This is a genomic window from Brevundimonas sp. FV1ps31S (genome assembly GCF_058681265.1).
The window spans coordinates 2,589,227-2,609,952 of sequence record NZ_CM178735.1 but is presented as its reverse complement, the minus strand read 5'-3'; the positions used below and the strand labels follow the sequence as shown (position 1 = coordinate 2,609,952).

Sequence of the window (20,726 nt, the reverse complement as noted above, 5' to 3'; positions counted from 1 at the left end):
TGTTCGATCCTCAGAGTTTCAGCTTGAACACCAGGCCGTACGACGCCGGGCGACCGGCGATGAAGGTCGGCATGCCCAGGGCGTCGCCGGTGTTGCCGGCGTCCTTGATGTATTCCTCGTCCAGGACGTTCTCGCCGAAGGCTTCGACGCCCCAGCCGCCCATCGCCGGCGTGTAGCGGACGCGCAGGTTCAGCAGGCCATAGGCGTCCTGGTATTCGTCCTGGACCAGGTCGGCGACGAAGTTGGTCGTCTGAAGGGCCGGGATGTCGTTGTCGTCGTCGAAGAAGACCTTGGACTGCCAGGTATAGGTCGGCTGGACCTCGATCTCTCCGCCGGCGACCGGAAGGCGCCAGGTCGCGCCGATCGAGGCGGCGTTGTCCGGCGACAGGCGGAACTGATTGCCGTCGTAGATGCCGTTTTCGAAGCGCGAGTGGTTGTAGGCATAGGTGGCGAACAGGTCGAGCATCGACGCCACGGTGAAGTTCGCCTGGCCTTCAAAGCCGTAGGACTTGGCCTCGCCGGCGTTGGTGGTGATGAACTGCGTGCCTTCCTGGATCGTCGTCTGGAAGTTTTCATAGTTGTACAGGAAGACCGCGCCGTCGACGCGCAGGCGCCCGTCCAGCAGGGCCGACTTGGCGCCAATCTCGTAGCTGTCCACGGTTTCGGCGTCGACCGGGCTGAAGGTCGGCGCGCCGCCGGGGGCGGACGGACCCGAGGCGCTGATCACTTCCGGACGACGGCCGCGCGCATAGTTGGCGTAGACATTGGTGTCGTCAGTCAGTTCATAGCGGGCTGTGACACGCCAGGTCACGCCGTCGTCTTCCGAGTCATAGTAGGAGAAGTCGCCGTTGTTGGCGGTCGGCTGCGACGTCAGGCCGAAAAGCGGCAGGCCGGGGCGGGTCGCATAGTTCGGCTGAACCAGGAAGCCGGGGACGCCCGTCGAACTGATGATGAAGGAACTCGGCACCGCGCCGGCCTGGATCGCCAGAAGCGTGCCCAGCGCCGAACGGCCCGAGTCGATGCTGGCCGCGTAGCCGGTTGTCTTGTCGTCACGGGTGTAGCGGACGCCTGCCGACACTTCGAAGCGGTCGGTGAAGGCGTAGGTAGCGTCGGCGAAGACGTCGTAGGAATCCAGCTCGGAGCTGTTGATCGGCGTTTCGATATAGGCCGACTGCAGGTTCGAGGCGACGCCGGCCGCCAGGGTCGGCGCCAGCGGCTGAGCAGCAGGCGGTAACAGTCCGCCCAACAGCGCGGCCAGCGCGCCCCTTGCCACGGTGGGATAGGCCGCCAGCGGCAGGGTGTTGTCGCCGACTCCGAGGGGGGAGCCGTCCAGAAGCCCGGCCAGCTGCGCCAGGGCCAGGCGCTCATCGAACTGTGCGGGGGTGCGTTGATGGCCTTCCTCGTGGAACCAGCCGGCGCCGACGAAGCCGCTCAGACGACCGCCGTTGTCGAAGCCCAGACGCAGATCCTGGCTCCATTGTTCGCCATGGGTGTCTTCCGCCGCCGTCAGGATCGGCAGGGACACGCCGTCGGCGTCGAAGGTCTCGTAGTTGTCGAACTCGCGATAGGCGGTGGTCGAGTTCAGGCTCCAGGCCGCGGTCAGGTCGATCCGGGCCAGGCCGGTCACGCCCCAGACTTCGCGGCTCAGGCCCAGCGACTTGCCGCCGTCGAAATCGGCGCCCGGCGTCAGGGCTGCGCCCTCCCAGGGCTCCTTGCCGCCCAGGATCGCGCCGGTGTTCGGATCGGCCGGCCCATAGGCGATCGACTTGAACGAGGTGCCCGAGGCGTGGTCGTTCTGGTAGTTGCCGATCACATCGAACCGCATGGCGTCCGACGGTTCCCAGGCGCCCGACAGGCGCACGGCCTTGGTCTCGATGGCGTTGTAGTCCTCGCCGCCCAGCAGGTTCTCGACCGAACCGCCGCGCGTCTTCAGGCGCGTGGCCAGACGCAGGCCGGCCGTCTCGCCGACCGGCAGGTTCAGCGCGCCCTCGACCATCCGATAGTCTTCGTTGCCGGCCTCGATATTGGCATAGGCCTCGGTTTCGCCGGGCTGGGCGCGGTTCTGGACCAGATTGACGGCGCCGATCAGGGCGCCGCGGCCGTACAGGGTCGACTGCGGGCCCTTGGCGATTTCGACGCGTTCCAGGTCAAACAGTTCGACATAGGAGCCGCGCGACTTGGAGATCGACACGCCGTCCTGGAACACCGACACGCGGGGCTCGGCGGTGGCGGCGCCGGAGTCGGAGGTGATGCCGCGCATCACGAAACCGGGGTTGTTGGGCGACTGGTTCTGAACCAGGAAGCCGGGCACGAAGGCCGAAAGCTGTTCGAATTCCTGAATCCCCAGGTCCTCGAGGAACTGGCCGGAATAGGCGGTCAGGGCGAACGGAACCTCGATGGTCTTCTGTTCGCGAAGCTGGGCCGTGACGATGATCTCGTCCAGCGTCGCCGGTTCCGCGGTCTGGGCCTGGGCCCCGTGCGCCGCCGCCATCACGCCGGTCAGCGCGGCCGCAGCCATAAGCCGCGTCTTGAATTCATTCGCCATCGTTTTTCCCCAAGCTTGGCCTGAACGGCGTCAGTAACCGGCGGCCATGTCGCTGAGGCGACGCTGGGAATGCTGATGGATGACGTTGAGGCGGCGGATGAAAGACATTCCAGCCGTGTACGTTTCATTAACCGCCATAACGAAAGCGGACGGGGGTCAGGCTTTCGGTGCGGCCGTCGAACCTCTCGGGGCGAAGCCGAAGTCGACCATGCTCTGCCGGGGCAGGTCGGCGTCGCCGGCCGTGGAGCGGATCAGCAGTTCGGCGGCGACGGCGCTCATTTCGGCGATCGGCTGAATGACGGCCGTCATGTCGGCGAACCGGGCCAGGGGCGTGTTGTCGAAGCTGATCACCGACAGGTCGCCAGGGACCGAAAGGCCGTGCCGTTTGGCCGTGCGCAGAGCCGCGTGGGCCATGCGGTCGTTGCTGGCCAAGACGGCTGTCGGCGGCGAGGGCAGGGCCAACAGGGTCTCCATGGCGGCGACGCCGGACTCGTACGAGAAGTCGCCGCGCGCGATCAGCGACTCATCCAACCCATACGCCGAGGCGGTCATGGCCTGCCGATAGCCGTCCAGCCGCGCGCCGCTGACGGCGTATTCCTCGCTGCCAGTGATGAAGCCGACACGGACGTGGCCCAGACCCAGCAGGTGATCGACGGCGAAGGCGGAGGCCTTGGCGTCGTCCATCGACACGGCGAACCCGTCTCCCTCAGCGATAGAGGCGATGCGGGCGAAGGGCAGACCCAGCCGGCTCAACAGGCCGGTGATGGCCGGGTTCTCGCTGTGCGGCGGGGTCAGGATGACGCCGTCGGGGTGCAGGGCGGCTATGGCCCCGCGCACGGCGGCGTCGACATGGTCTGAGTGGGTGTCGACCAGCTCGAAGATCATCCGATAGCCGTGGGCTTCGCACTTCAGCATGCCGCCCATCAGCATCTGGTCGACCCAGTCGGTGCCTTCGCCGGACTTCCAGCCCTCGATGGTCCGGTCCCGGTCGTTCAGCGCCATCAGCAGATAGGAACGCGAGCCGCCCATCCGCCGCGCCGCCAGACTGGGGACGTAGCCCAGCTTGGCCACGGCGGCGCGAACCCGCTCCTGCACGACCGGGCGAACATTCGGCTCGTTGTTGATGACCCGCGACACGGTCTGCAGCGAAACGCCCGCCTCGGCGGCGACGTGTTTGATGGTGACGGCGCGACGCAAACTCTGATCCCTTATCCCCTAGGCTATTGTGTCAGGCTTGGCCGCGCCAAGGCAAGCGCGCCGATGTCAGGCCGGCACGGCCAACGGCGTGGGCAGATCGACCGATGGGGCCGGACAATGGGTGTCGATGAAGGCCTGGTGCGTCGGCAGGTCGGCGACGAAGGCGTTCAGAATATTGGCGGCGCGGTCCATCTCGTCGGTCAGGCCGGCGAAGTCGATCCGGTCAACCAGCGGCGGATAGGACCGCGGCTTCACCCCCATGCCGTCCATCACCGCATACCAGCTGACATTGCGGAACAGCGGATCCAGCGCCTCGACCAGGCTGCCGTTGGCGAGGAAGACCTCCAGCTTGTGCTGCAGGCCCTCGGGCAGGACCATGTCCCGGCATTGCCGCCAGAAGGCCGTGTCGTCCCGTCGCGTCAGGGCGTAGTGCAGGATGATGAAGTCGCGGATCTCCTCGTAGTCCACCGTCATCCGCCGATTGTACTCGGCCGCCAGGTTTGGATCGCAGTCCAGGTCCGGCATCAGCCGGAACAGGAAGTCCATGCCGCGATAGATCAGGTGGATGGCCGTCGATTCCAGCGGCTCGATGAACCCGCTCGCCAGGCCCAGCGACAGGACGTTCTTGTCCCAGATCTTCTCGCGCACCCCGGTCTTGAACGGCACCACCATCGGATTGACCACCGGCCGGCCTTCGACCTGCTCCAACAGGCGCGCCGTCGCCTCGTCGTCCGACATGTAGCGGCTGCAGAAGACATGGCCGTTGCCGGTGCGGTGCTGCAACGGGATGCGCCAGCGCCAGCCGCAGTCTTGGGCCTGAGCCAGGGTATAGGGTGTGGGTGGTCCGACATTCTCGGTCTGGACGGCGATGGCCCGATCGCACATCAGCCATTCGGACCAGTCCGTATAGCCGACCCCCAGGGTCTTGCCGATCAGCAGGGACCGGAAGCCGGTGCAGTCGATGAAGAAGTCCGCCTCGACCGTCTGGCCCGATTTCAGTTTCAGCCCGCTGACGAAGCCGTCCGGCCGCGTCATCACATCCTCGACGATCCCCTCGGTGCGTTTGACGCCTCGTGCCTCGGCGAAGTCGCGCAGATAGCGCGCCACCCGTTTCGCATCGACATGGACGGCGTAGGAGGCTCCCCCCACCGGGGTGCGCTGGGCCTTGAACGGCAGCATGAACCGGCCCTGCGCCGCCATCCGCGCGGCGGCGGCGAAGTCCATCAGCGGCCGGTCATAACCGTTCATCCGCGCCTTCAGCCAGACCGGATAGAAGTCGCTGATATCCACCGGAACCCCGATGGCGCCGAAGGGGTGGAAATAGCTTTCGCCCTTCTGCGTCCAGTCCTTGAACTGGATGCCCAGCTTGAAACTGGCCTGGGTCTTCTGGATGAAGTCGCGCTCGTCGATGCCCAGCCGCTTCAGCATCTCCAGGAAGGGCGGGACGGTGGATTCGCCGACGCCGATGGTGCCGATGTCGTCGGACTCGACCAGTTCGATCTCGGCCATCCGCCCCTTGAAATGTTCGGCCATCAGGGCGGCGGCGACCCAGCCAGCGGTGCCCCCGCCGACGATGCAGATCTTCTTCAGGGGGCGGCGGGGCTGGTCCATGTCGGGTCTCATGCGGCTGAGGCGGGGGCGGCGGAGGCGGCGGGATCGAGCCCCGCCAGGAAATGGGCGTGGTCGCGGGTGCGGGCGACCAGATCGGCGATATTGGCCCGCATCTCGGCCAGGCTGCGGCTCAGATAGGCCGGGTCCATGGCGTCCACGGCGGGATCATGATGGTCGGGGTACAGGCCGAAGCCGTCATAGATGGCCAGCCAGCTGGCCGGGTGGAACATCTCCCACCGATAGCGGACGAACTGGCCCCGCGCGGTCCACAGGGCGATTTTGCGCTCCAGCGTCTCGGGGATCGCCATCGCGCGGCAGTCGCGCCAGAAGTCGGTGTCGGTTCGCCGGTTCAGCTTGTAGTGCAGGATGATGAAGTCGCGGACCCGCTCCATCTCCCGCGCCGTCTGATCATTGAATTCGTCCAGGATCGGCTGGGCGAAGCGGCGGTCGGGGAACAGGGCCTTCAGCCGTTCGATCCCGGTCTCGATCAGGGCGATGCTGGTGCTTTCCAGCGGCTCCAGAAATCCGGACGACAGGCCGATGGCGACGCAGTTCTTGGCCCAAGCCTGGGCGCGCCGACCGGGGCGGAACGGAATCCGCCGCGGCTCCGTCAGTGGATCGCCCAGCAGATGGGGCATAAGCTCGGCCAGGGCCTGATCGTCGCTGAGGTGCGCGCTGGAAAAAACCAGGCCGTTGCCGGCCCGGTGGCGCAGCGGGATCCCCCACTGCCAGCCCGCCGACCGGGCGGTGACGCGGGTGAAGGGCGCCGGCGCGTCGCCGGGCCGGTTCTCGCTCTGCACCGCATAGGCGGCGTCGCACGGCAGCCAGCGGCCCCAGTCCTCGAACCCGACGCCCAGCGCCTCGCCGATCACCATCCCCTTGAAGCCCGAACAGTCGACGAACAGATCGCCCTCGACCTCACGCCCGTCGTCCAGGGTCAGGGCGCGCACGAAACCGTCCTCGGGCCGCAGTTCGACCGAACGGATGCGGGCGTCGATCCGGGCGCAGCCCCCGGCCTCCGCATAGGCGCGCAGATGCTGGGCGAAAAGGCTGGCGTCCAGATGAAGCGCCCAGTCGAACACCGACAACTGCGACGGCGGATTGGGCGAGGGCAGGGTGAACTTGCCGCCGGCGGCCAGCGACGCCCCCAACGAATAGGCCGCCAGCGGCGCGGTCTCGCCTGCGCGGCGCTGTTTCAGCCAGTAATGATGAAAGCCGATTCCCTTTACGTCCTGACCGTACAGGCCGAAGGGATGGATGAAGTCCGAGCCGGGGCCGGACCAGTCGATAAAGCGGATGCCCAGTTTGCACGTCGCCTGGGTGGCGCGCATCACGTCGTCGTCGCGCAGCCCCAGCTGCCCATAGAACCGACGGATGGTGGGAATGGTCGCCTCGCCCACGCCGATCGTGCCGATGTCCGAGGACTCGACCACGGTGATCTTCAGCGGGGTGGTGCGGAAATGCTGGACCAGGGCCGCAGCCGTCATCCAGCCGGCGGTGCCGCCGCCGACGATGACGACGGAGCGGATGCGAGGATCGTCGATCTCATCCATGGCTCGGTACCAATACGCGAAAAAAGAGGCCGGCGACACGAATGTCGCCGGCCAGTCTGCTCAGGAAGAGATCAGAAGCGAGCGCGCACGCCGAGCATGTAGCGTGGCTCGAACTGGTTACGGCTGTGGAACTGCTTCTGGCCGGGTTCGAACTCGAAGTAGTATTCCTCGATTTCACCGAAGACGTTCGAGCCATTGGCGTAGACGGTCACCATGTCATTGACGTCATAGGTGATGTTGGCGTCCACGTACTGCGACGTATCCTGGTAGATCGGGATGGCGCCGAAGGTGTTGGCCAGTCGCGGCGTGCGATAGTTCCACGCCACGCGAACTTGCAAACGGTCGCCCTGGTACCAGACGGCGGCGTTCATCGAATGCTCGGAGTTGTCGGGGAAGGGCAGATCCTCGCCCGACAGGTTCTGCGCGTTCTGTGAACTGTCCGAATAGGTATAGCTGCCGTCGAAGCCGAAATCGCTCCAGATCGGCGTGTCGATGAAGTCAGACAGGCCGATCTTGGCGCCCAGTTCGACGCCCTGCAGTTCGCCGCCCTCGCCCTGGACCGGGCGATTGACGTCGACCATGCGACGGATGATGCCGTCGCCGTCGGGATAGGAGCCGCTCATGGGCACGGTTTCGCGCTTGACGAAGCTTTCGATGTTCAGGCGGAAAATGCCCGCGTTGAACATGGTCGCCGGGCCGAAATAGTACTCCAGCGCCAGATCATAGTTCGTCGAGCGCCAGGGATCGAGCTCGACCGTGCCGCCGATGGTGGCGCCGGTGACGCGCCGGATGCCCAACGGTGGGGCGCTGGGATCGTCCGGCGTCGGGCCCAGGGAATCCACCGTCGAGATCGTCACGCCGCCGCCGTAGTTGCCGAGATCCAGGGGGATCATCGTCTTGGCGTAGGACGCACGAAGTTTCAGCTTATCGGTGAAATCGTACTGGAAGTTCGCCGTCGGCAGCCAGTCCGTATAGCTTCGGCTGGAGATGGTGTCGCCGACGTCGTTGTTGGTGTCGCCATAGGCGCGCGTCTCGCCCGTCAGGTTTTGGCGAGCGCGCAGTTCCGTGCGCACCATCCGCACGCCCAGGTCCCCGGTCAGATTGCCGAAGCCCAGGGCGAAGTTGGTGTAGGCGCTGTCCTCGTACAGATCGACGTCATAGGTGTTGCCCGGAATGATGACCTCGTAGGCGTTGCCGAACACGCGCTCCTGGAAGGCGCGCACGTCGTCGAAGTCGCGCGGATCGGCCACCCACACGCCCGGCAGACCCGAGGTGATCGAGCCATAGTCGGACATGAAGTAGGTGTTGTTGTTCTCGCGCAGCAGGGTCGGACGGTTGACCGTATAGCCTTGGAAACAGGTCGGGGTGTTGGCGACAGTCCCAGCGGTGCAACTGTTGGGCGTCGCATCGACCGGAAGCGACGCGTTGAAGCCGGGGTTGGTGACGAATTCGCCCGACTGGCACTGAGTGTTGTCCATCACGACGTCGATGGCCTTCCACTGAGCCGCACAGCCCGCCTGGTTGCCCGCGCCTTGTCCGGCGTAGAAGTCGGAGAACAGGTGGAAGTTGCGGATCTCGACTTCGCGAGCGCTGTGCCGGACCCCGACGTCGATCTTGTTGACGAAGCCGAACAGCGGCGTGTCCTGGAACTCATACCCGCCGTCGAAGCGCACCACGGTGAGGTCGGAGTTGTTGCGCTGGTTGCCTTCCGACGAATAGGCGCCGACCGTGTAGGAATCGAGATTGGACATATAGTCGGTCAGCGGCACGGTCCCCAGACCGCCCGGCAGCGGTGTGTCGAAACCGCTCCACGCCAGACTGGAGCCCGTCTGGTTGATGTGCAGCTGCGGGTCTGCGCCATAGCCGAACGGGTTGGGCGAGATATAGCGACCGCCCTGGCTGCCGACGACGCCGTTGGTGTATCGCGAGGCGGGATAAAGCGCCGCGATAGAGGCTGGATAGAAGGTGCCGCGCGTGCGGTCTGCGCCTTGGCGGAACAGGGTGAAGGTACGATCCGGACCGTATTCCCAGTTGGAAAGATCGCCTTGCACTTGGCCGTTCATGCTCTCGGAATTCGCTTCGGCCTTGATAGCCCTTGCGCTGAAGGTGAAGGGACCGCCCTTGTCGTAATCCAGTTCCAGATTGAAATTCTTGGACTCGTTCTCGGTCGCCCGGTTCACGGTGAACGAGTTCATCCACCAGACGTCGAGGTCGTATTCGCTGACATTCAGCCAAGGCAACCCATTGGGCCCGCCGTTCACCCCGGTCTCGACGAAGTCTGTCGGTGTCGTCCAGCCCAGTCCGCTCCAGCGGTTCGAGATGTTCAGACCGGCGGCGCGATTGTATTCCTGCTGGTGGGTGTAGAAGACCTCGGCCGTCAGGCGGATACCGTCCTCAATGTCGAACTGGAAGGCCCCGTTCAGGCTGTAGCGTTCGCGCTCAACGACCCGGCTGAAACTGTCGTAGCCGTGCGGCGAAATCCAGTTGGGATCGGTCGAGTCGGGACCGCTCCAGTCATTGTTGCCCAGCACGCTCTGGCTGATGCCCGAATAGTTGTTGCCCAGGTTCGAGGAGCTCATGACCCCCGAGATCATCACACCCATCCGATCGCCGCGCCAGTTCAGCAGGCCGTTGACCAGATAGTCGTCCTCCGCCGTGCGCTCGCCGGTCTGATATTCGGCTGCGCCGGCGACGGTCGGACCGTAGCTGAAGTCCATCGGACGGCGGGTGCGCAGATCGATGGTGCCCGAGATGCCGGACAGTGCATTGGACACGTCCTGCGACTTGAACACGACGATCGAGTTCATCAGCTGCGATGGCACGTCGTTCAGGTTCGGCTGGGCCGTCCCCAGGTTGCCGGGCGACAGATATTGTTCGCCGTTTAGCAGGGTGATCACCTGCGGCAGGCCGCGGATGTTGACGGTCGAGCCTTCGCCGGCGGACCGCTGCACCTGGATGCCCGGAATACGTTGCAGGGCGTCGGCGACGGTGACGTCGGGCAGTTTGCCGATGTCTTCCGCCGAGATGGCGTCGACCAGAGCGGATTCGTTGCGCTTGATGTTGATGGCCTGGGCCTGCGACGCTCGGATGCCGGTGACGACGATTTCGCCGATCTCCGCCGGGTCCTGGGGCGCCGGGATCGGCGCCTGTTCTGTGGTCTGGGCATAGGCCGGCGCGACAAGCGCCGAACTCGCCATCAAGGCCGCCAGCATGGGCCTCTTGTGGATTCTCATCTCTATCTCCCTCCTCATTGGCGCCGCGTTTTGTTGTGCGGCATTGGTTCAAGGCTTGATGGTCGACCCTGAAAGCGTGGCCGTCGCGCTCAACCCCGCCTCGGCGGCGTCGCGGGCGACGGTGATGCGGTAGTCGCCCGGCGCGATGCGCCAGCCGGGCAGGGCCGTGTCGTATTCGGCCAGGATGCGCGGCTCGGCCGCCAGCGTGACGCGGCGCGTCTCGCCCGGCGCCAGGGTCACGCGCGCAAAGGCGGCCAGACGGCGGGGCCGATCGCCCGCGGCGACATACAGCTGCGGAACCTCGGCGCCTGCCCGGTCGCCGGTGTTGGTCACATCCACGCTGACGCTGACGCCGTCAGCGCTCGACACCGCAAGGTTGGAATAGGCGAAGCTTGTGTAGCTGAGCCCGTGTCCGAACGGGAACAGGGGCTTGCGACCCTCGCGGGCGTACCAGCGATAACCGACGTCCGACCCTTCCGGATAATCGACGGCGAAGGGCTTCAGTTCGGCCCCCTGCGGCGCGCCCGGATTGGAAGCGGCGGCGGCGTCCACGGCCTTCAGCGCCTCCAGGCCCGGCACGGTCGGACGCGGCGCCTGGTCGGCCGAGGCGGGGAAGGTGATCGGCAGCCGACCCGACGGATTGACCTCGCCGAACAGGATGCGGGCGATGGCCTCTCCGCCGCGCTGGCCGGGATACCAAGCCTGGATCACCGCCGGGGTCTTCTCCAGCCAGGGCATCAGCACCGGCCCGCCGGTCTCCAGCACCACCACCGTCCGGGCGTTGGCCCCGGCCACGGCCTCGATCAGGCCGTCCTGATCATCGGGCAGCGACAGGGTTTCGACGTCCTGGGCTTCGGTCGTCCACTGGGTGGCGAAGACGACGGCGATGTCGGCGGCCCGCGCCGCAGCGGCCGCCGCCGCAGGATCCCTGCCGTCCACATAGGTTACGGTCGCGTCCGGCGCGACGGCGCGAATGGCGTTCAGCGGCGACGACGCATGCCAGGTGATCCGCGCGAACGAGGCCGCCGCGCCCGAGGTCAGCGGGATCTCCACCGGGGCGCCACCCACCGACCGCACCTGGGACGAGCCTCCGCCCGACAGCACGCCGACGCCGGCATGGCCGCCGATCAGCACGATCCGCTCCGCCGTCTTGGCCAGCGGCAGGACCCCGCCCTCGTTCTTCAACAGGACGATCCCCGCCTCGGCCGCGCGCTGGGCCACCTCGGCGTTCTTCGCGTAATCGATCGGCTGTTCGGTCGTGACCACCGGCGCATCCAGCACCCCGGTCTCGATCAGGCCGACCAGCAGTCGGCGCACCATGTCGTCCAGCCGCGCCTCGGGGATCCGTCCGGCGTCCAGCGCTTCCCGGAACGGGGCGTCGAAATACAGCGCCCGGTCCAGCTCCTGACCCGAGGCCTGGTCCAACCCCGCCAGCGCCGCCTTCTCGGTCGAGTGGACCGCGCCCCAGTCCGACATGACCCAGCCGTCATAACCCCAGTCGCGCTTCAGCACCTGGTTCAGCAGGAAGTCGTTCTCGCAGGCCCAGTCGCCGTTGATCTTGTTGTAGGCGCACATGACCGAGCCGGGATTTCCCCGCTCGATGGCGATCTGGAAGGCCAGCAGGTCGCTTTCGCGCAGAGACGCCTCGTCCAGGCGCGCGTCCATGATCATTCGCCCGGTCTCTTGCGAGTTGAAGGCGAAGTGTTTGATCGTCGAGACGATCTTGTTTGACTGGACGCCGCGGATATGCTCCCCGGCCATGACCCCGGCCAGCAGCGGGTCCTCGCCAAGATATTCGAAATTCCGCCCGGCCCACGGATCGCGCGTCAGGTTCACCCCGCCGGCCAGCAGGATGTTGAAGGTCTTGGCCCGTGCTTCGGACCCGATCATGGCTCCGCCGGCATAGGCGATTTCGGGATCGAAGGTGGCGGCCGTGGCCAGGCTGGAAGGCAGGGCGGTGGCGACGTCGCCCTTGCGCTGTTCGACCTGGTTGGCGACGCCCAGGCTGGCGTCGCTTTCGCGCAGGTTCGGTATGCCCAGGCGCGGGATGCCGGGGATGTGGCCGGCCGAGGGGATCATGTCGGCGACGGGCGCGCCGGGCGTGCGCTCCGCCATCGGCGGGAAATAGCCGTGGATCAGCTGGAGCTTCTCGTCGCGTGTCATCTGCGACAGCAGGGCGTCCGCACGCGCAGAAACATTCGCCTGTGCGGCGACGGTCGTGCCTTCGGGCGCCTGTGCGGCGACGGCCGCGCCTTCAGGTGGATGCGCGAGAACGGAAAGCGGCACCGCGCCTATGGCCAGAGCCAGGGCGAGACGGCTGATCAACGACGGCGTACGAAACTTCAAAACATCCCCCAAGACCGAACTCCGCGACGGTCGCCGCCGTCAGAACAAGAATCTGGGAGACGCGCACACAATCCATGATGGCGGCGGACAGCCGTCAGCATCGCCCGCTGCAGCAGGCTTTTCGATCATGTTTGCGGATGACGTCTGTGACGCCAGGTTCCACCGACCGCTATGGCCGATGATCTTCCGCTCCCTGTACGGAGACTCTTCGGCCCCTCGCAGACTCAGGTAAGCATGGATTGAGAGCGTTCACAACACGAAATGGACATGATCGAACGTTGGTATCAGACCAGGTCGTTCACATGTCGTTTCAAGCGCGCGGGAGCGGTCGCTGGATTTATGGCAGGATTTCCCTATTGCTATCAGTTGGATGCTCCAGGTGACTTGTTTTCACGGGGCAGCATTGCACTCGCCACAGCCGTTCCGGACGCTTGCCGCAGACGACCCGGCGCCGACTTCGACACAAAACCCGGGCATCGCGAATTGCTCGGTGGGGGGCGGTCGCCAACGGCTAAGAAGCCGGTGATGATTTCCATCGCCGGCCTCTCGCCACGCCTCATCTATGGTCTTCGCGTTCGTCGCCGGTGAAACCGACGCGCGAACTCTGGCTCAGAGCACTCCGATCATTGAGGCCACCAGCGGGTGACGCACGATGTCACGTTCGGCCAGCCGCACCACGGCGATATTCTCGATGGCTTCCAGCCGAGCCGAGATGTCGGACAGGCCGGATATGCCCGGCAGCAGATCGGACTGCTGCGGATCTCCGGTCACCACCATGGTCGAGTGCCAGCCCAACCGCGTCAGCAACATCTTCAGCTGGACGTAGGTGCAGTTCTGGGCTTCGTCGACGACGATGAAGGCGTTGTTCAGGGTGCGGCCGCGCATGTAGCCGATGGGGGCGATCTCGATCAGGCCCTCGGCCATCAGGGCCTTGACCCGCTTCATCGACAGCCGGTCCGACAGGGCGTCGTACAGCGGGCGCAGATAGGGGGCCAGCTTGTCCTCCATGTCGCCGGGCAGGAAGCCGATCGACTCGCCGGCCTCCACTGCGGGGCGGCTCAGCACGATACGCCCGACCTTGCCGGCTTCCAGCGCCTCGACCGCCTTGGCCACGGCGAGATAGGTCTTGCCGGTGCCTGCGGGGCCGAGCGCCATGACCAGATTGTGCGCGTCGATGGCCGCCATCAGTTCGATCTGGCCTTCCGACTTCGGTTTCAGCGTCTTCAGATAGCCCTGCTCGCGGTCGTCATTGTTGGGATAAGGCGACCAACCCGACCGCTCGTTGTGAGGGGCGTGGAGACGACGCACTTTCGACTCCTCTATGAATTCCCGCGAATCCAGGATTCCGCTTTCACGGGACTGACGCTTCATTGCCGCACGCTTGGTCATGGACGCCTCCAGGGCATGAAAAAAGGCGGACCCGCACGGGTTCCGCCTTGGATGGTCTTGGGGAGGAAGGATCGCGGCCCGCGCTGCGGCGACCGCCCGGATCGACAGCTGGGCCGTCCGCAACGGGATGGACCCGCCGCCGAACAACCGAACCAGGATCCCAACGCGCCAACCGAAAGCCCCGATAATTGACCGGATCGGGCTTGATCCGGCTTCAGATCCGGGGCCGAAATGGCGACCCACGAATCGCATCAACAGTTAGATGCTATCGTGGTTAGAAATCTGTTAAAGCCCTCGTTTTTAGAAGATTAGGCGGCGTTCTGATGACAATTTACGCCTTAGGCGACAGCAAACCTCAGTTCCCGCCTGAGGGCGAATACTGGGTGGCGCCGAGCGCATCCGTGATTGGGAACGTGATTCTGCATCCCAACGCCAGTGTCTGGTTCGGGGCCGTGCTGCGCGGCGACAATGAGCCGATCATTGTGGGTCCTGACAGCAACATCCAGGACGGCAGCGTCCTTCACACCGACATGGGGTCGCCCCTGACCCTCGGGCGGGGCGTCACCGTCGGCCACCAGGCCATGCTGCACGGCTGCGAGGTCGGCGATTACAGCCTGATTGGCATCGGGGCGGTGGTGCTGAACGGGGTCAAGATCGGCCGTAACTGCATCATCGGCGCGAACGCCCTGCTGACGGAGGGCAAGATCATCCCCGACAACAGTCTGGTGGTGGGCCAGCCGGGCAAGGTGGTGCGCGAACGCGATCCCGACCAGATCGCCGTGCTGCAGCTGTCGGCCGAACACTACGTCCAGAACTGGAAACGGTTCGCGGCGGACCTGCGTCCCCTCTGATTCCGCCCCGGAGGAGCGGAAGTTAGGAGGCTAGGATCTTTCGCGCCGCCGCCGCATCGGCGTCGATCTGGGTCTTCAATGCGTCCAGCCCGTCGAAGCTTTCCTCGCCACGCAGCCAGGCGACCAGTTCCGTCTCGATGGTCTGGCCGTAAAGGTCGCCGTCGAAGTCGAATAGCCAGACCTCCAGCAGCGGCGTCTCCAGCGCATACATGGGCCGCACGCCCAGGCTGGCCACCCCGTCCACGATCCGTCCGTCGGCCAGCCGGCTGCGGGTCGCATAGACCCCATAGGCGGGTCGCATGTAATCGCCCAGCGCCACATTGGCCGTGGGCACGCCGATGGTGCGGCCGCGCTTGTCGCCGTGGATCACCTCGCCCTGTAGGGCGAAGGGGCGGCCCAGTATGGCGGCGGCCCGGTCCATGTCCCCGGCCTTCAGCGCCTCGCGCACGGCGCTGGACGACAGTTTCAGCCCGTCGGCGTCGTCCAGCCGCTCGGCCACCGACACGGTGAAGCCCAGCCGTTCGCCATAGGTCTTCAGCGCCTCGGGCGATCCGGACCGGCCCTTGCCGAAGGTGAAGTCGAAGCCGACGGCGGCGTGGCGAACACCCAGCCCGCGCGCCAGAACCTGTTCGGCGAAGTCGGCGTCGCTCATGCCGGCCATCTCGCCGTCGAACGGCAGCAGATACAGGATGTCGACCCCCAGCGGCGCCAGGGCCTGCGCCATCTGGTCCGCCGTCATCAGGCGAAAGGGCGCCGCCTCGGGCTGGAACCAGCGGCGCGGATGGGGATCGAAGCTGACCACGCCCAGGGGCGCGCCCAGTCGTTCGGCGGCGGCCTTTGCGCCTGCAATGACCGCCTGGTGCCCCCGGTGCACGCCGTCGAAGGCGCCGACCGCAACCGCTGCGCCCTTCAGGGCGTCCGGCACGTCGCGCCAGTCGCGGACGATCTGCATCAGCGCTGGGAGGGCTTGCGCCGGCGCGGAACGCGGACGACGGCCACGCCGTCCATGATCATGGTCTCGCCGACAAAGCCCTCGCAGCTCAGCTTGACCCGCGCGCTCTCGGCCTCGACCTCGATCACGGTGATCAGGATGCGGACGACGTCGTCGATCCGCACCGGCTGATGAAAGGCCAGGGTCTGGGAGATATAGATCGACCCGGCGCCTGGCAGCATGGTCCCGACCACGGCCGATCCGAACGAGGCGCTCAGCAGGCCATGGGCGATCCGGCCGCGATAGGCGGTCTTGGAGGCGAAGGCCTCGTCCAGATGGACAGGATTGAAGTCATCGGAGGCCTCGGCGAACAGCCGGATCCGGTCCTCCGTCGCGACCACGATTTTCTCGGCGGCCATGCCGACGTGAAGTTCGTCCAGGATGTAACCACCGGACGGATGCTGCTGTACCAATTCGACCATGGATCAGGCTTTAGCTGCGGTGCGACAAAATGGCGAGCCTTACCAGGCGAGTTCGAGCGCGGCGTATCGCGCATATGTTGTTTCAGCCTTCAGCAGGTCGCCGGCGCGGGCCGGGTCCAGGGTCCCGTCCTCGCCCTTGGCCTGGTCGCCGTGGATGCCCTGGGCGATGAACAGGCAGTCCAGGGCCTGGGCGTTGGCCCCCATGACGTCGGTCACCACCCCGTCGCCGATGCACAGGACGCGCGACCGATCGACCGGCCGCCCCAGCAGGGCCTGCGCCTCCCTGATCGCCAGATCATAGATCGGCGCATAGGGTTTGCCCGCCATGACCACCCGACCGCCCAGCGACTCGTAAAGGTCGGCCAGCGATCCGCCGCAGTAGATCAGCCGGTCGCCCCGCTGGACCACCCGGTCGGGGTTGGCGCAGATCAGCTCCAGATCCCGCGACGCGGCGACCGTCAGCCGTTCGCGGTAATCCTCGGGCGTCTCGGTCTCGTCGTCGACCAGGCCGGTTACGGAGACGAAGGCCGCCTCGGCGGCGTCGCTCGCCACGTCCAGACCCAGCCCGGCGTACAGCGGCGCGTCGCGCTCCGGGCCCAGCAGCAGGGCCGGCCCCGGCGCCCGTTTGGCCAGTTCGGCGCGGGTGGCGTCGCCGGAGGTGACGAAGGCCTTCCACGCCTCGCGCGGCACGCCCAGACCGTCCAACTGGGCGATGACGTCCGACGCCGGGCGGGGCGAGTTGGAGATCAGCACCACATGCCCGCCCTCGCGGTTGAACCGCATAAGGGCCTCGCACGGCGCTGACCAGCTTTCGCGCCCATTGTGGATCACGCCCCACACGTCGCAGAGCAGGATGTCATAGTCGCCGGCGACGGCGCCGAGGTGAGGCAGAGCGTGGGGGAGGGTCATGACGCCCTCTTAGCCCGTCTCCCCTTGCGGGAGAAGCTGGGTCAGCTGAACCGGCGCCGCTGCTCGGCGCTGCGCAGGGTCGAACGCAGGAAGTCGGCCGGCGGGTCGGTTTCGGCCAGCACCTGTTCCTTGATGGCGCGGGGTTCGCCGAACAGGTGGCCCTGGCCCATCGCCACATCCAGCTCGAGGATGTCGACGACCTGGCGCTCGTTCTCGACCTTTTCGGCGATGACCTCGACCCCGTAGCGGCGGGTCAGGGCGGCGAAGTCGGCGGCCTGGATGTCGGGCATGGACCGTAGCGGCGCGCCGCCGTCCAGATCCAGAAGCTGTTCGATCAGCAGGTCGGCCGAGACCTTGAGGAACTTCACGTCCGCCCGCTGCAGATCGGCGAAATCGAGGTCCAGGGTCTGAACCTTGTCCAGCGAGAAGCGGAAGCCCAGGTCGGCCAGCTTGGCCATGTTGCGGGCCTCGACGGCTCCGCGCGCATCGAAGTTGGCCTGGCCCAGTTCGAAGATCAGCGCCTGGTTCAGGTCGCGGTTCTCGCTGAGGAAGTCCAGGAAGCGCGGGAAGAAGGTCTCGTCGCCCAGCGAGGTCAGGGCCACATTGCAGAAGACGCCGACCTTGCGGTCCTGCCGCGCCAGCCGGCGCACGATCTGGGCGCAGCGGAACAGCAGCAGATTGTCGATGGCCGGCACCAGACCCTCGCCCTCGGCCAGAGACAGATACTCCGCCGGCATCATCACCCGGTCGGTCGCATCCCGCAGGCGGGTGAAGCTCTCGTAGAAGATGGTCCGGCGCTGGGGCAGGGAGACGACCGGCTGGAGGTACAGGTCGACCCGACCCTCGCTCAAGGCTTCGTGGATGGTCCGCAGCAGGACGTTGGACTGGGCCAGGCGGCGGCCCTCGAAGGTCTCGACGCCGATGTTGGGCGCGCTGGACAGACGGTGGTCGATGCTCTCGCTCATCTGCTGGACCAGGGTCTCCAGCATCCGCACCTCGCCGGTCAGGGCGTCGGTGTCCGACAGGGCGCCGCTCTCGATGGCGTGGGCCAGTTCGGTCAGGGCGCCCTGAGTCGACTCCATCGCATCGGCGAGCAACCGGTGCGCCTCGCGCACCTGGTCGATCTCCTTCTTCAGGGCGCGACGGGCGACGATCCCCGTGACAATGCCGTGGAAGGCGCCCAGCAGGCCGAGGGCGCCCAGGGCCCCCGCCACACCCGCGCCGGCGCCCAGACCGGCACGCCACAGGAAGGCTCCCACGGTCATGCCGAGGAACAGATAGGCGAAGTACAGAAAGCCCGTGGTCAGGTTACGCATCGGCTGGCGGTGGCCACTCCCGGATGGAATCGCCTGAGTATCAGGCTATCAATGTCGTTCGGCTAGAGCCGGGGTGCAAATAACCCGGTGGAACTCAAGGGAAACGCAATGGAACTGTTCGATCTGACCGGCAAGGTCGCCATCATCACCGGCTCGTCGCGGGGCATAGGCAAGGCGATCGCCGAGCGGCTGGCCGAACACGGGGCCCGGGTGGTCATCTCCTCGCGCAAGGCCGGGCCCTGCGACGAGGTCGCGACCGAAATCAACGGCAAGTACGGCGAGGGCCGCGCCATCGCGGTTCCCGCCAATATCGCCTCCAAGGAAGATCTGCAGCGGCTGGTGGATCAGACCAACGCCGCCTTTGGCCAGATCGACATCCTGGTCTGCAACGCCGCGACCAATCCCTACGCCGGCCCGATGGGCGGGATCGCCGATGATCAGTTCGAGAAGATCCTGCAGAATAACGTCATCTCGAACCATTGGCTGATCCAGATGGTCGCGCCGCAGATGGTGGAGCGCCGGGACGGTGCGATCCTAGTGATCTCGTCCATCGGGGGCTTGCGCGGCAACGCCCTGATCGGGGCCTATAATATCTCCAAGGCCGCCGATATGCAGCTGGTGCGGAACCTGGCGGTCGAGTGGGGGCCGTCGAACGTGCGGGTCAACTGTATCGCCCCGGGCCTGGTCCAGACTGATTTCGCCAAATACCTGTGGGAGAACCCCGAGCTGCTGAAGACGGTGACGGAGCCCGCGCCGCTGAAAAGGATCGGCCAGCCGGATGAAATCGCCGGCACGGCGGTCTATCTGTGCAGCCCCGCTTCGGCCTATGTGACGGGGCAGACCCTTGTGGTGGACGGTGGATTGACGATTGCCTGGTAAGCGGAATGATTTGCGGCAGGATCTGATGTGGCGCCTGGAGGCCTTCGGCTTCCAGGCGCTGTTTGGTTTCTTGCGTCTCCTGGGCGTCGAGCGAGCCTCGGGCCTGGGCGGATGGCTGCTGCGGGCGCTGGGGCCGAAGACGGGCACCCAGAAGACGGTGATGCGCAATCTGCGGATCGCCTTCCCCGACATGGCAGAAGCTGAGCGCGAGGCGCTTGCGCTGGAGCAGTGGGACCGGACGGGCCGGACTTTCGCCGAGCTTGCGGTGATGGATCGGCTGACGCCCGAGGGCGGTCGGGTCGAGGTGGTGGGGATGGAACGGCTGCACGCCCTGCGCGACAGCGGCAAGGCGGCGGTGCTGATCTCGGGCCATCTGGCCAATTTCGAGGTGATGGCGGCGGTGATCATGGCCTCGGGCCTGCCGTGCCAGGTGACCTATCGGGCGGCGAACAATCCCTATGTCGACGCCCTGATCCGCCAGAGCCGCGAGCGGTACGGCATCCGCCTGTTCGCGCCGAAGGGGGATGGGACGCGCGAGCTGATGGCCGGCATGAAGCGGGGGGATTCCATCGCCCTGCTGGTCGATCAGAAATATAATCAGGGGCCGGAGGTCGCGTTCTTCGATCAGCCGGTCAACGCCTCGCCGGGAGCGGCGCGGCTGGCGCTGAAGTTCGACACGGTGATCCAGCCTCTGTCGGTGGTGCGTCTGCCGGGGGTGCGGTTCCGGGTGACGGCCCATGAGCCGATCCGGGTGGCCGAGACGGGGGACCGTGACGCCGACATCCTGGCGGGGGTTCAGGCCGTGAACCGTTTCGTCGAGGACCGGGTTCGCGAGGTTCCGGAAGACTGGTTCTGGGTCCACAGGCGGTGGCCGGACAAGGTCTACGCCGCCCTGTCTAAGCCGCGTTGACCGACCGCCCCGCGTCTCCGGCGCGACGGAAGGGGCCGGCATGATCGGCCGCGTCGCGGCGGCGGCGGCAGGGGCCGCAATAGGTGTCGGTCCTGACGAAGGCGCGGGGCCTGAGGATCACCGCTCTGATCCGGTCCAGGATGGCCTTGGCGGTGATCGGCTTGACCAGGAATTCGGTGACCCCGGCGTCGCGGGCGGCGTAGATGCGGCTCTTCTCCGCATGGCCGGTCATCATGATGATCGGTAGGTAGATGTTCGTGCTGTCAGGGCTGGTGCGGACCAGCCGGGTGAATTCGACGCCGTCCATCGGGAACATATTGTAGTCGATCAGAGCCAGGTCGACGGGCTTCTTTCGCAGGATGTCCAGGGCCGAGCCGCCGTCGGCCGCCTCGTGGACCTCGCGAATTTCTGCGGCGTTCAGGATCGCGGTCGCAATGGTCCGCATGTGCTGGTTGTCATCGACCAGCAGGACGTTGAGCGATTGAAGAGATGGCATTCGGGGCCCCGCCGAACCGATCAACTACGCTAAGGGATTTCCCTTAACCAGGCAAGCTTCAGCCGAGCAAGCTTGGGC

15 protein-coding genes are annotated in these 20,726 nt (G+C 66.2%); 3 read left to right on the top strand and 12 right to left on the bottom strand.

The window, feature by feature from the left end:
* Positions 1-10 precede the first annotated feature (10 nt).
* The 7 genes from ACVPT3_RS12455 to ACVPT3_RS12425 all read right to left on the bottom strand — a co-directional run bounded on the left by ACVPT3_RS12455 (position 11) and on the right by ACVPT3_RS12425 (position 13,886).
* Positions 11-2,545 carry a TonB-dependent receptor gene (locus ACVPT3_RS12455; RefSeq protein WP_492041195.1) on the bottom strand — a complete coding sequence of 845 codons (2,535 nt, stop codon included), beginning with the start codon at positions 2,543-2,545 and terminating at the stop codon, positions 11-13.
* Positions 2,546-2,701: 156 nt separating this feature from the next.
* Positions 2,702-3,742, bottom strand: a complete 1,041-nt coding sequence (locus ACVPT3_RS12450; RefSeq protein WP_492041194.1) for a LacI family DNA-binding transcriptional regulator — start codon at positions 3,740-3,742, stop codon at positions 2,702-2,704.
* A 66-nt stretch (positions 3,743-3,808) separates the two neighbouring features.
* Positions 3,809-5,353 (bottom strand): tryptophan halogenase family protein, encoded by a 1,545-nt coding sequence (locus ACVPT3_RS12445; RefSeq protein WP_492041193.1) that lies wholly within the window; start codon positions 5,351-5,353, stop codon positions 3,809-3,811.
* Between the two features lie 8 nt (positions 5,354-5,361).
* Positions 5,362-6,906, bottom strand: coding sequence for a tryptophan halogenase family protein (locus ACVPT3_RS12440; RefSeq protein WP_492041192.1), 1,545 nt, complete (start codon positions 6,904-6,906; stop codon positions 5,362-5,364).
* Between the two features lie 71 nt (positions 6,907-6,977).
* Positions 6,978-10,139 carry a TonB-dependent receptor gene (locus tag ACVPT3_RS12435; RefSeq protein WP_492041191.1) on the bottom strand — a complete coding sequence of 1,054 codons (3,162 nt, stop codon included), beginning with the start codon at positions 10,137-10,139 and terminating at the stop codon, positions 6,978-6,980.
* Positions 10,140-10,187: 48 nt separating this feature from the next.
* Positions 10,188-12,302 (bottom strand): beta-glucosidase family protein, encoded by a 2,115-nt coding sequence (locus ACVPT3_RS12430; RefSeq protein ID WP_492043821.1) that lies wholly within the window; start codon positions 12,300-12,302, stop codon positions 10,188-10,190.
* 792 nt (positions 12,303-13,094) lie between these two features.
* A complete protein-coding gene (locus ACVPT3_RS12425; RefSeq protein WP_492043820.1) occupies positions 13,095-13,886 on the bottom strand; it encodes a PhoH family protein in 792 nt (263 codons plus the stop codon).
* Positions 13,887-14,197: 311 nt separating this feature from the next.
* Between ACVPT3_RS12425 and ACVPT3_RS12420 the strand changes: the two genes are divergently transcribed.
* Entirely contained in the window at positions 14,198-14,725 is a 528-nt protein-coding gene (locus ACVPT3_RS12420; RefSeq protein WP_492041190.1) for a gamma carbonic anhydrase family protein, read from the top strand.
* Positions 14,726-14,747: 22 nt separating this feature from the next.
* Here ACVPT3_RS12420 and ACVPT3_RS12415 read toward each other — a convergent pair whose 3' ends face one another.
* Genes ACVPT3_RS12415 through tipF form a run of 4 tightly spaced genes read right to left on the bottom strand, consistent with a single transcriptional unit; the run spans position 14,748 to position 18,363 of the window.
* Entirely contained in the window at positions 14,748-15,677 is a 930-nt protein-coding gene (locus tag ACVPT3_RS12415; RefSeq protein ID WP_492041189.1) for a bifunctional riboflavin kinase/FAD synthetase, read from the bottom strand.
* Positions 15,677-16,138 (bottom strand): MaoC family dehydratase, encoded by a 462-nt coding sequence (locus ACVPT3_RS12410; RefSeq protein WP_492041188.1) that lies wholly within the window; start codon positions 16,136-16,138, stop codon positions 15,677-15,679. The genes ACVPT3_RS12415 and ACVPT3_RS12410 overlap by 1 nt, the downstream gene beginning before the upstream one ends.
* 39 nt (positions 16,139-16,177) lie before the next feature.
* Positions 16,178-17,047, bottom strand: a complete 870-nt coding sequence (locus tag ACVPT3_RS12405) for a TIGR01459 family HAD-type hydrolase (protein ID WP_492041187.1) — start codon at positions 17,045-17,047, stop codon at positions 16,178-16,180.
* 41 nt (positions 17,048-17,088) lie between these two features.
* A complete protein-coding gene (gene tipF, locus ACVPT3_RS12400) occupies positions 17,089-18,363 on the bottom strand; it encodes a flagella assembly cyclic-di-GMP phosphodiesterase TipF (protein ID WP_492041186.1) in 1,275 nt (424 codons plus the stop codon).
* Positions 18,364-18,471: 108 nt separating this feature from the next.
* Between tipF and ACVPT3_RS12395 the strand changes: the two genes are divergently transcribed.
* Complete coding sequence (locus tag ACVPT3_RS12395; protein WP_492041185.1) at positions 18,472-19,242, top strand: SDR family NAD(P)-dependent oxidoreductase; 771 nt, start codon at positions 18,472-18,474, stop codon at positions 19,240-19,242.
* Between the two features lie 25 nt (positions 19,243-19,267).
* On the top strand, positions 19,268-20,152 hold the full coding sequence (locus ACVPT3_RS12390) for a lysophospholipid acyltransferase family protein (protein ID WP_492041184.1): 885 nt from the start codon (positions 19,268-19,270) through the stop codon (positions 20,150-20,152).
* Here ACVPT3_RS12390 and ACVPT3_RS12385 read toward each other — a convergent pair.
* On the bottom strand, positions 20,139-20,648 hold the full coding sequence (locus tag ACVPT3_RS12385) for a response regulator (RefSeq protein WP_492041183.1): 510 nt from the start codon (positions 20,646-20,648) through the stop codon (positions 20,139-20,141). The two genes, ACVPT3_RS12390 and ACVPT3_RS12385, sit on opposite strands and share 14 nt — an antisense overlap.
* Positions 20,649-20,726: the final 78 nt, after the last annotated feature.

Excerpts from the sequence above, each read along its gene's own strand:
- ACVPT3_RS12455 (WP_492041195.1), bottom strand. The coding sequence starts at position 2,545 with ATGGCGAATGAATTCAAGACGCGGCTTATGGCTGCGGCCGCGCTGACC.
- ACVPT3_RS12445 (WP_492041193.1), bottom strand. The coding sequence starts at position 5,353 with ATGGACCAGCCCCGCCGCCCCCTGAAGAAGATCTGCATCGTCGGCGGG.
- ACVPT3_RS12440 (WP_492041192.1), bottom strand. The coding sequence starts at position 6,906 with ATGGATGAGATCGACGATCCTCGCATCCGCTCCGTCGTCATCGTCGGC.
- ACVPT3_RS12435 (WP_492041191.1), bottom strand. The coding sequence starts at position 10,139 with ATGAGAATCCACAAGAGGCCCATGCTGGCGGCCTTGATGGCGAGTTCG.
- ACVPT3_RS12430 (WP_492043821.1), bottom strand. The coding sequence starts at position 12,302 with ATGACACGCGACGAGAAGCTCCAGCTGATCCACGGCTATTTCCCGCCG.
- ACVPT3_RS12420 (WP_492041190.1), top strand. The coding sequence starts at position 14,198 with ATGACAATTTACGCCTTAGGCGACAGCAAACCTCAGTTCCCGCCTGAG.
- ACVPT3_RS12415 (WP_492041189.1), bottom strand. The coding sequence starts at position 15,677 with ATGCAGATCGTCCGCGACTGGCGCGACGTGCCGGACGCCCTGAAGGGC.
- ACVPT3_RS12410 (WP_492041188.1), bottom strand. The coding sequence starts at position 16,138 with ATGGTCGAATTGGTACAGCAGCATCCGTCCGGTGGTTACATCCTGGAC.
- ACVPT3_RS12405 (WP_492041187.1), bottom strand. The coding sequence starts at position 17,047 with ATGACCCTCCCCCACGCTCTGCCTCACCTCGGCGCCGTCGCCGGCGAC.
- tipF (WP_492041186.1), bottom strand. The coding sequence starts at position 18,363 with ATGCGTAACCTGACCACGGGCTTTCTGTACTTCGCCTATCTGTTCCTC.
- ACVPT3_RS12395 (WP_492041185.1), top strand. The coding sequence starts at position 18,472 with ATGGAACTGTTCGATCTGACCGGCAAGGTCGCCATCATCACCGGCTCG.
- ACVPT3_RS12390 (WP_492041184.1), top strand. The coding sequence starts at position 19,268 with ATGTGGCGCCTGGAGGCCTTCGGCTTCCAGGCGCTGTTTGGTTTCTTG.
- ACVPT3_RS12385 (WP_492041183.1), bottom strand. The coding sequence starts at position 20,648 with ATGCCATCTCTTCAATCGCTCAACGTCCTGCTGGTCGATGACAACCAG.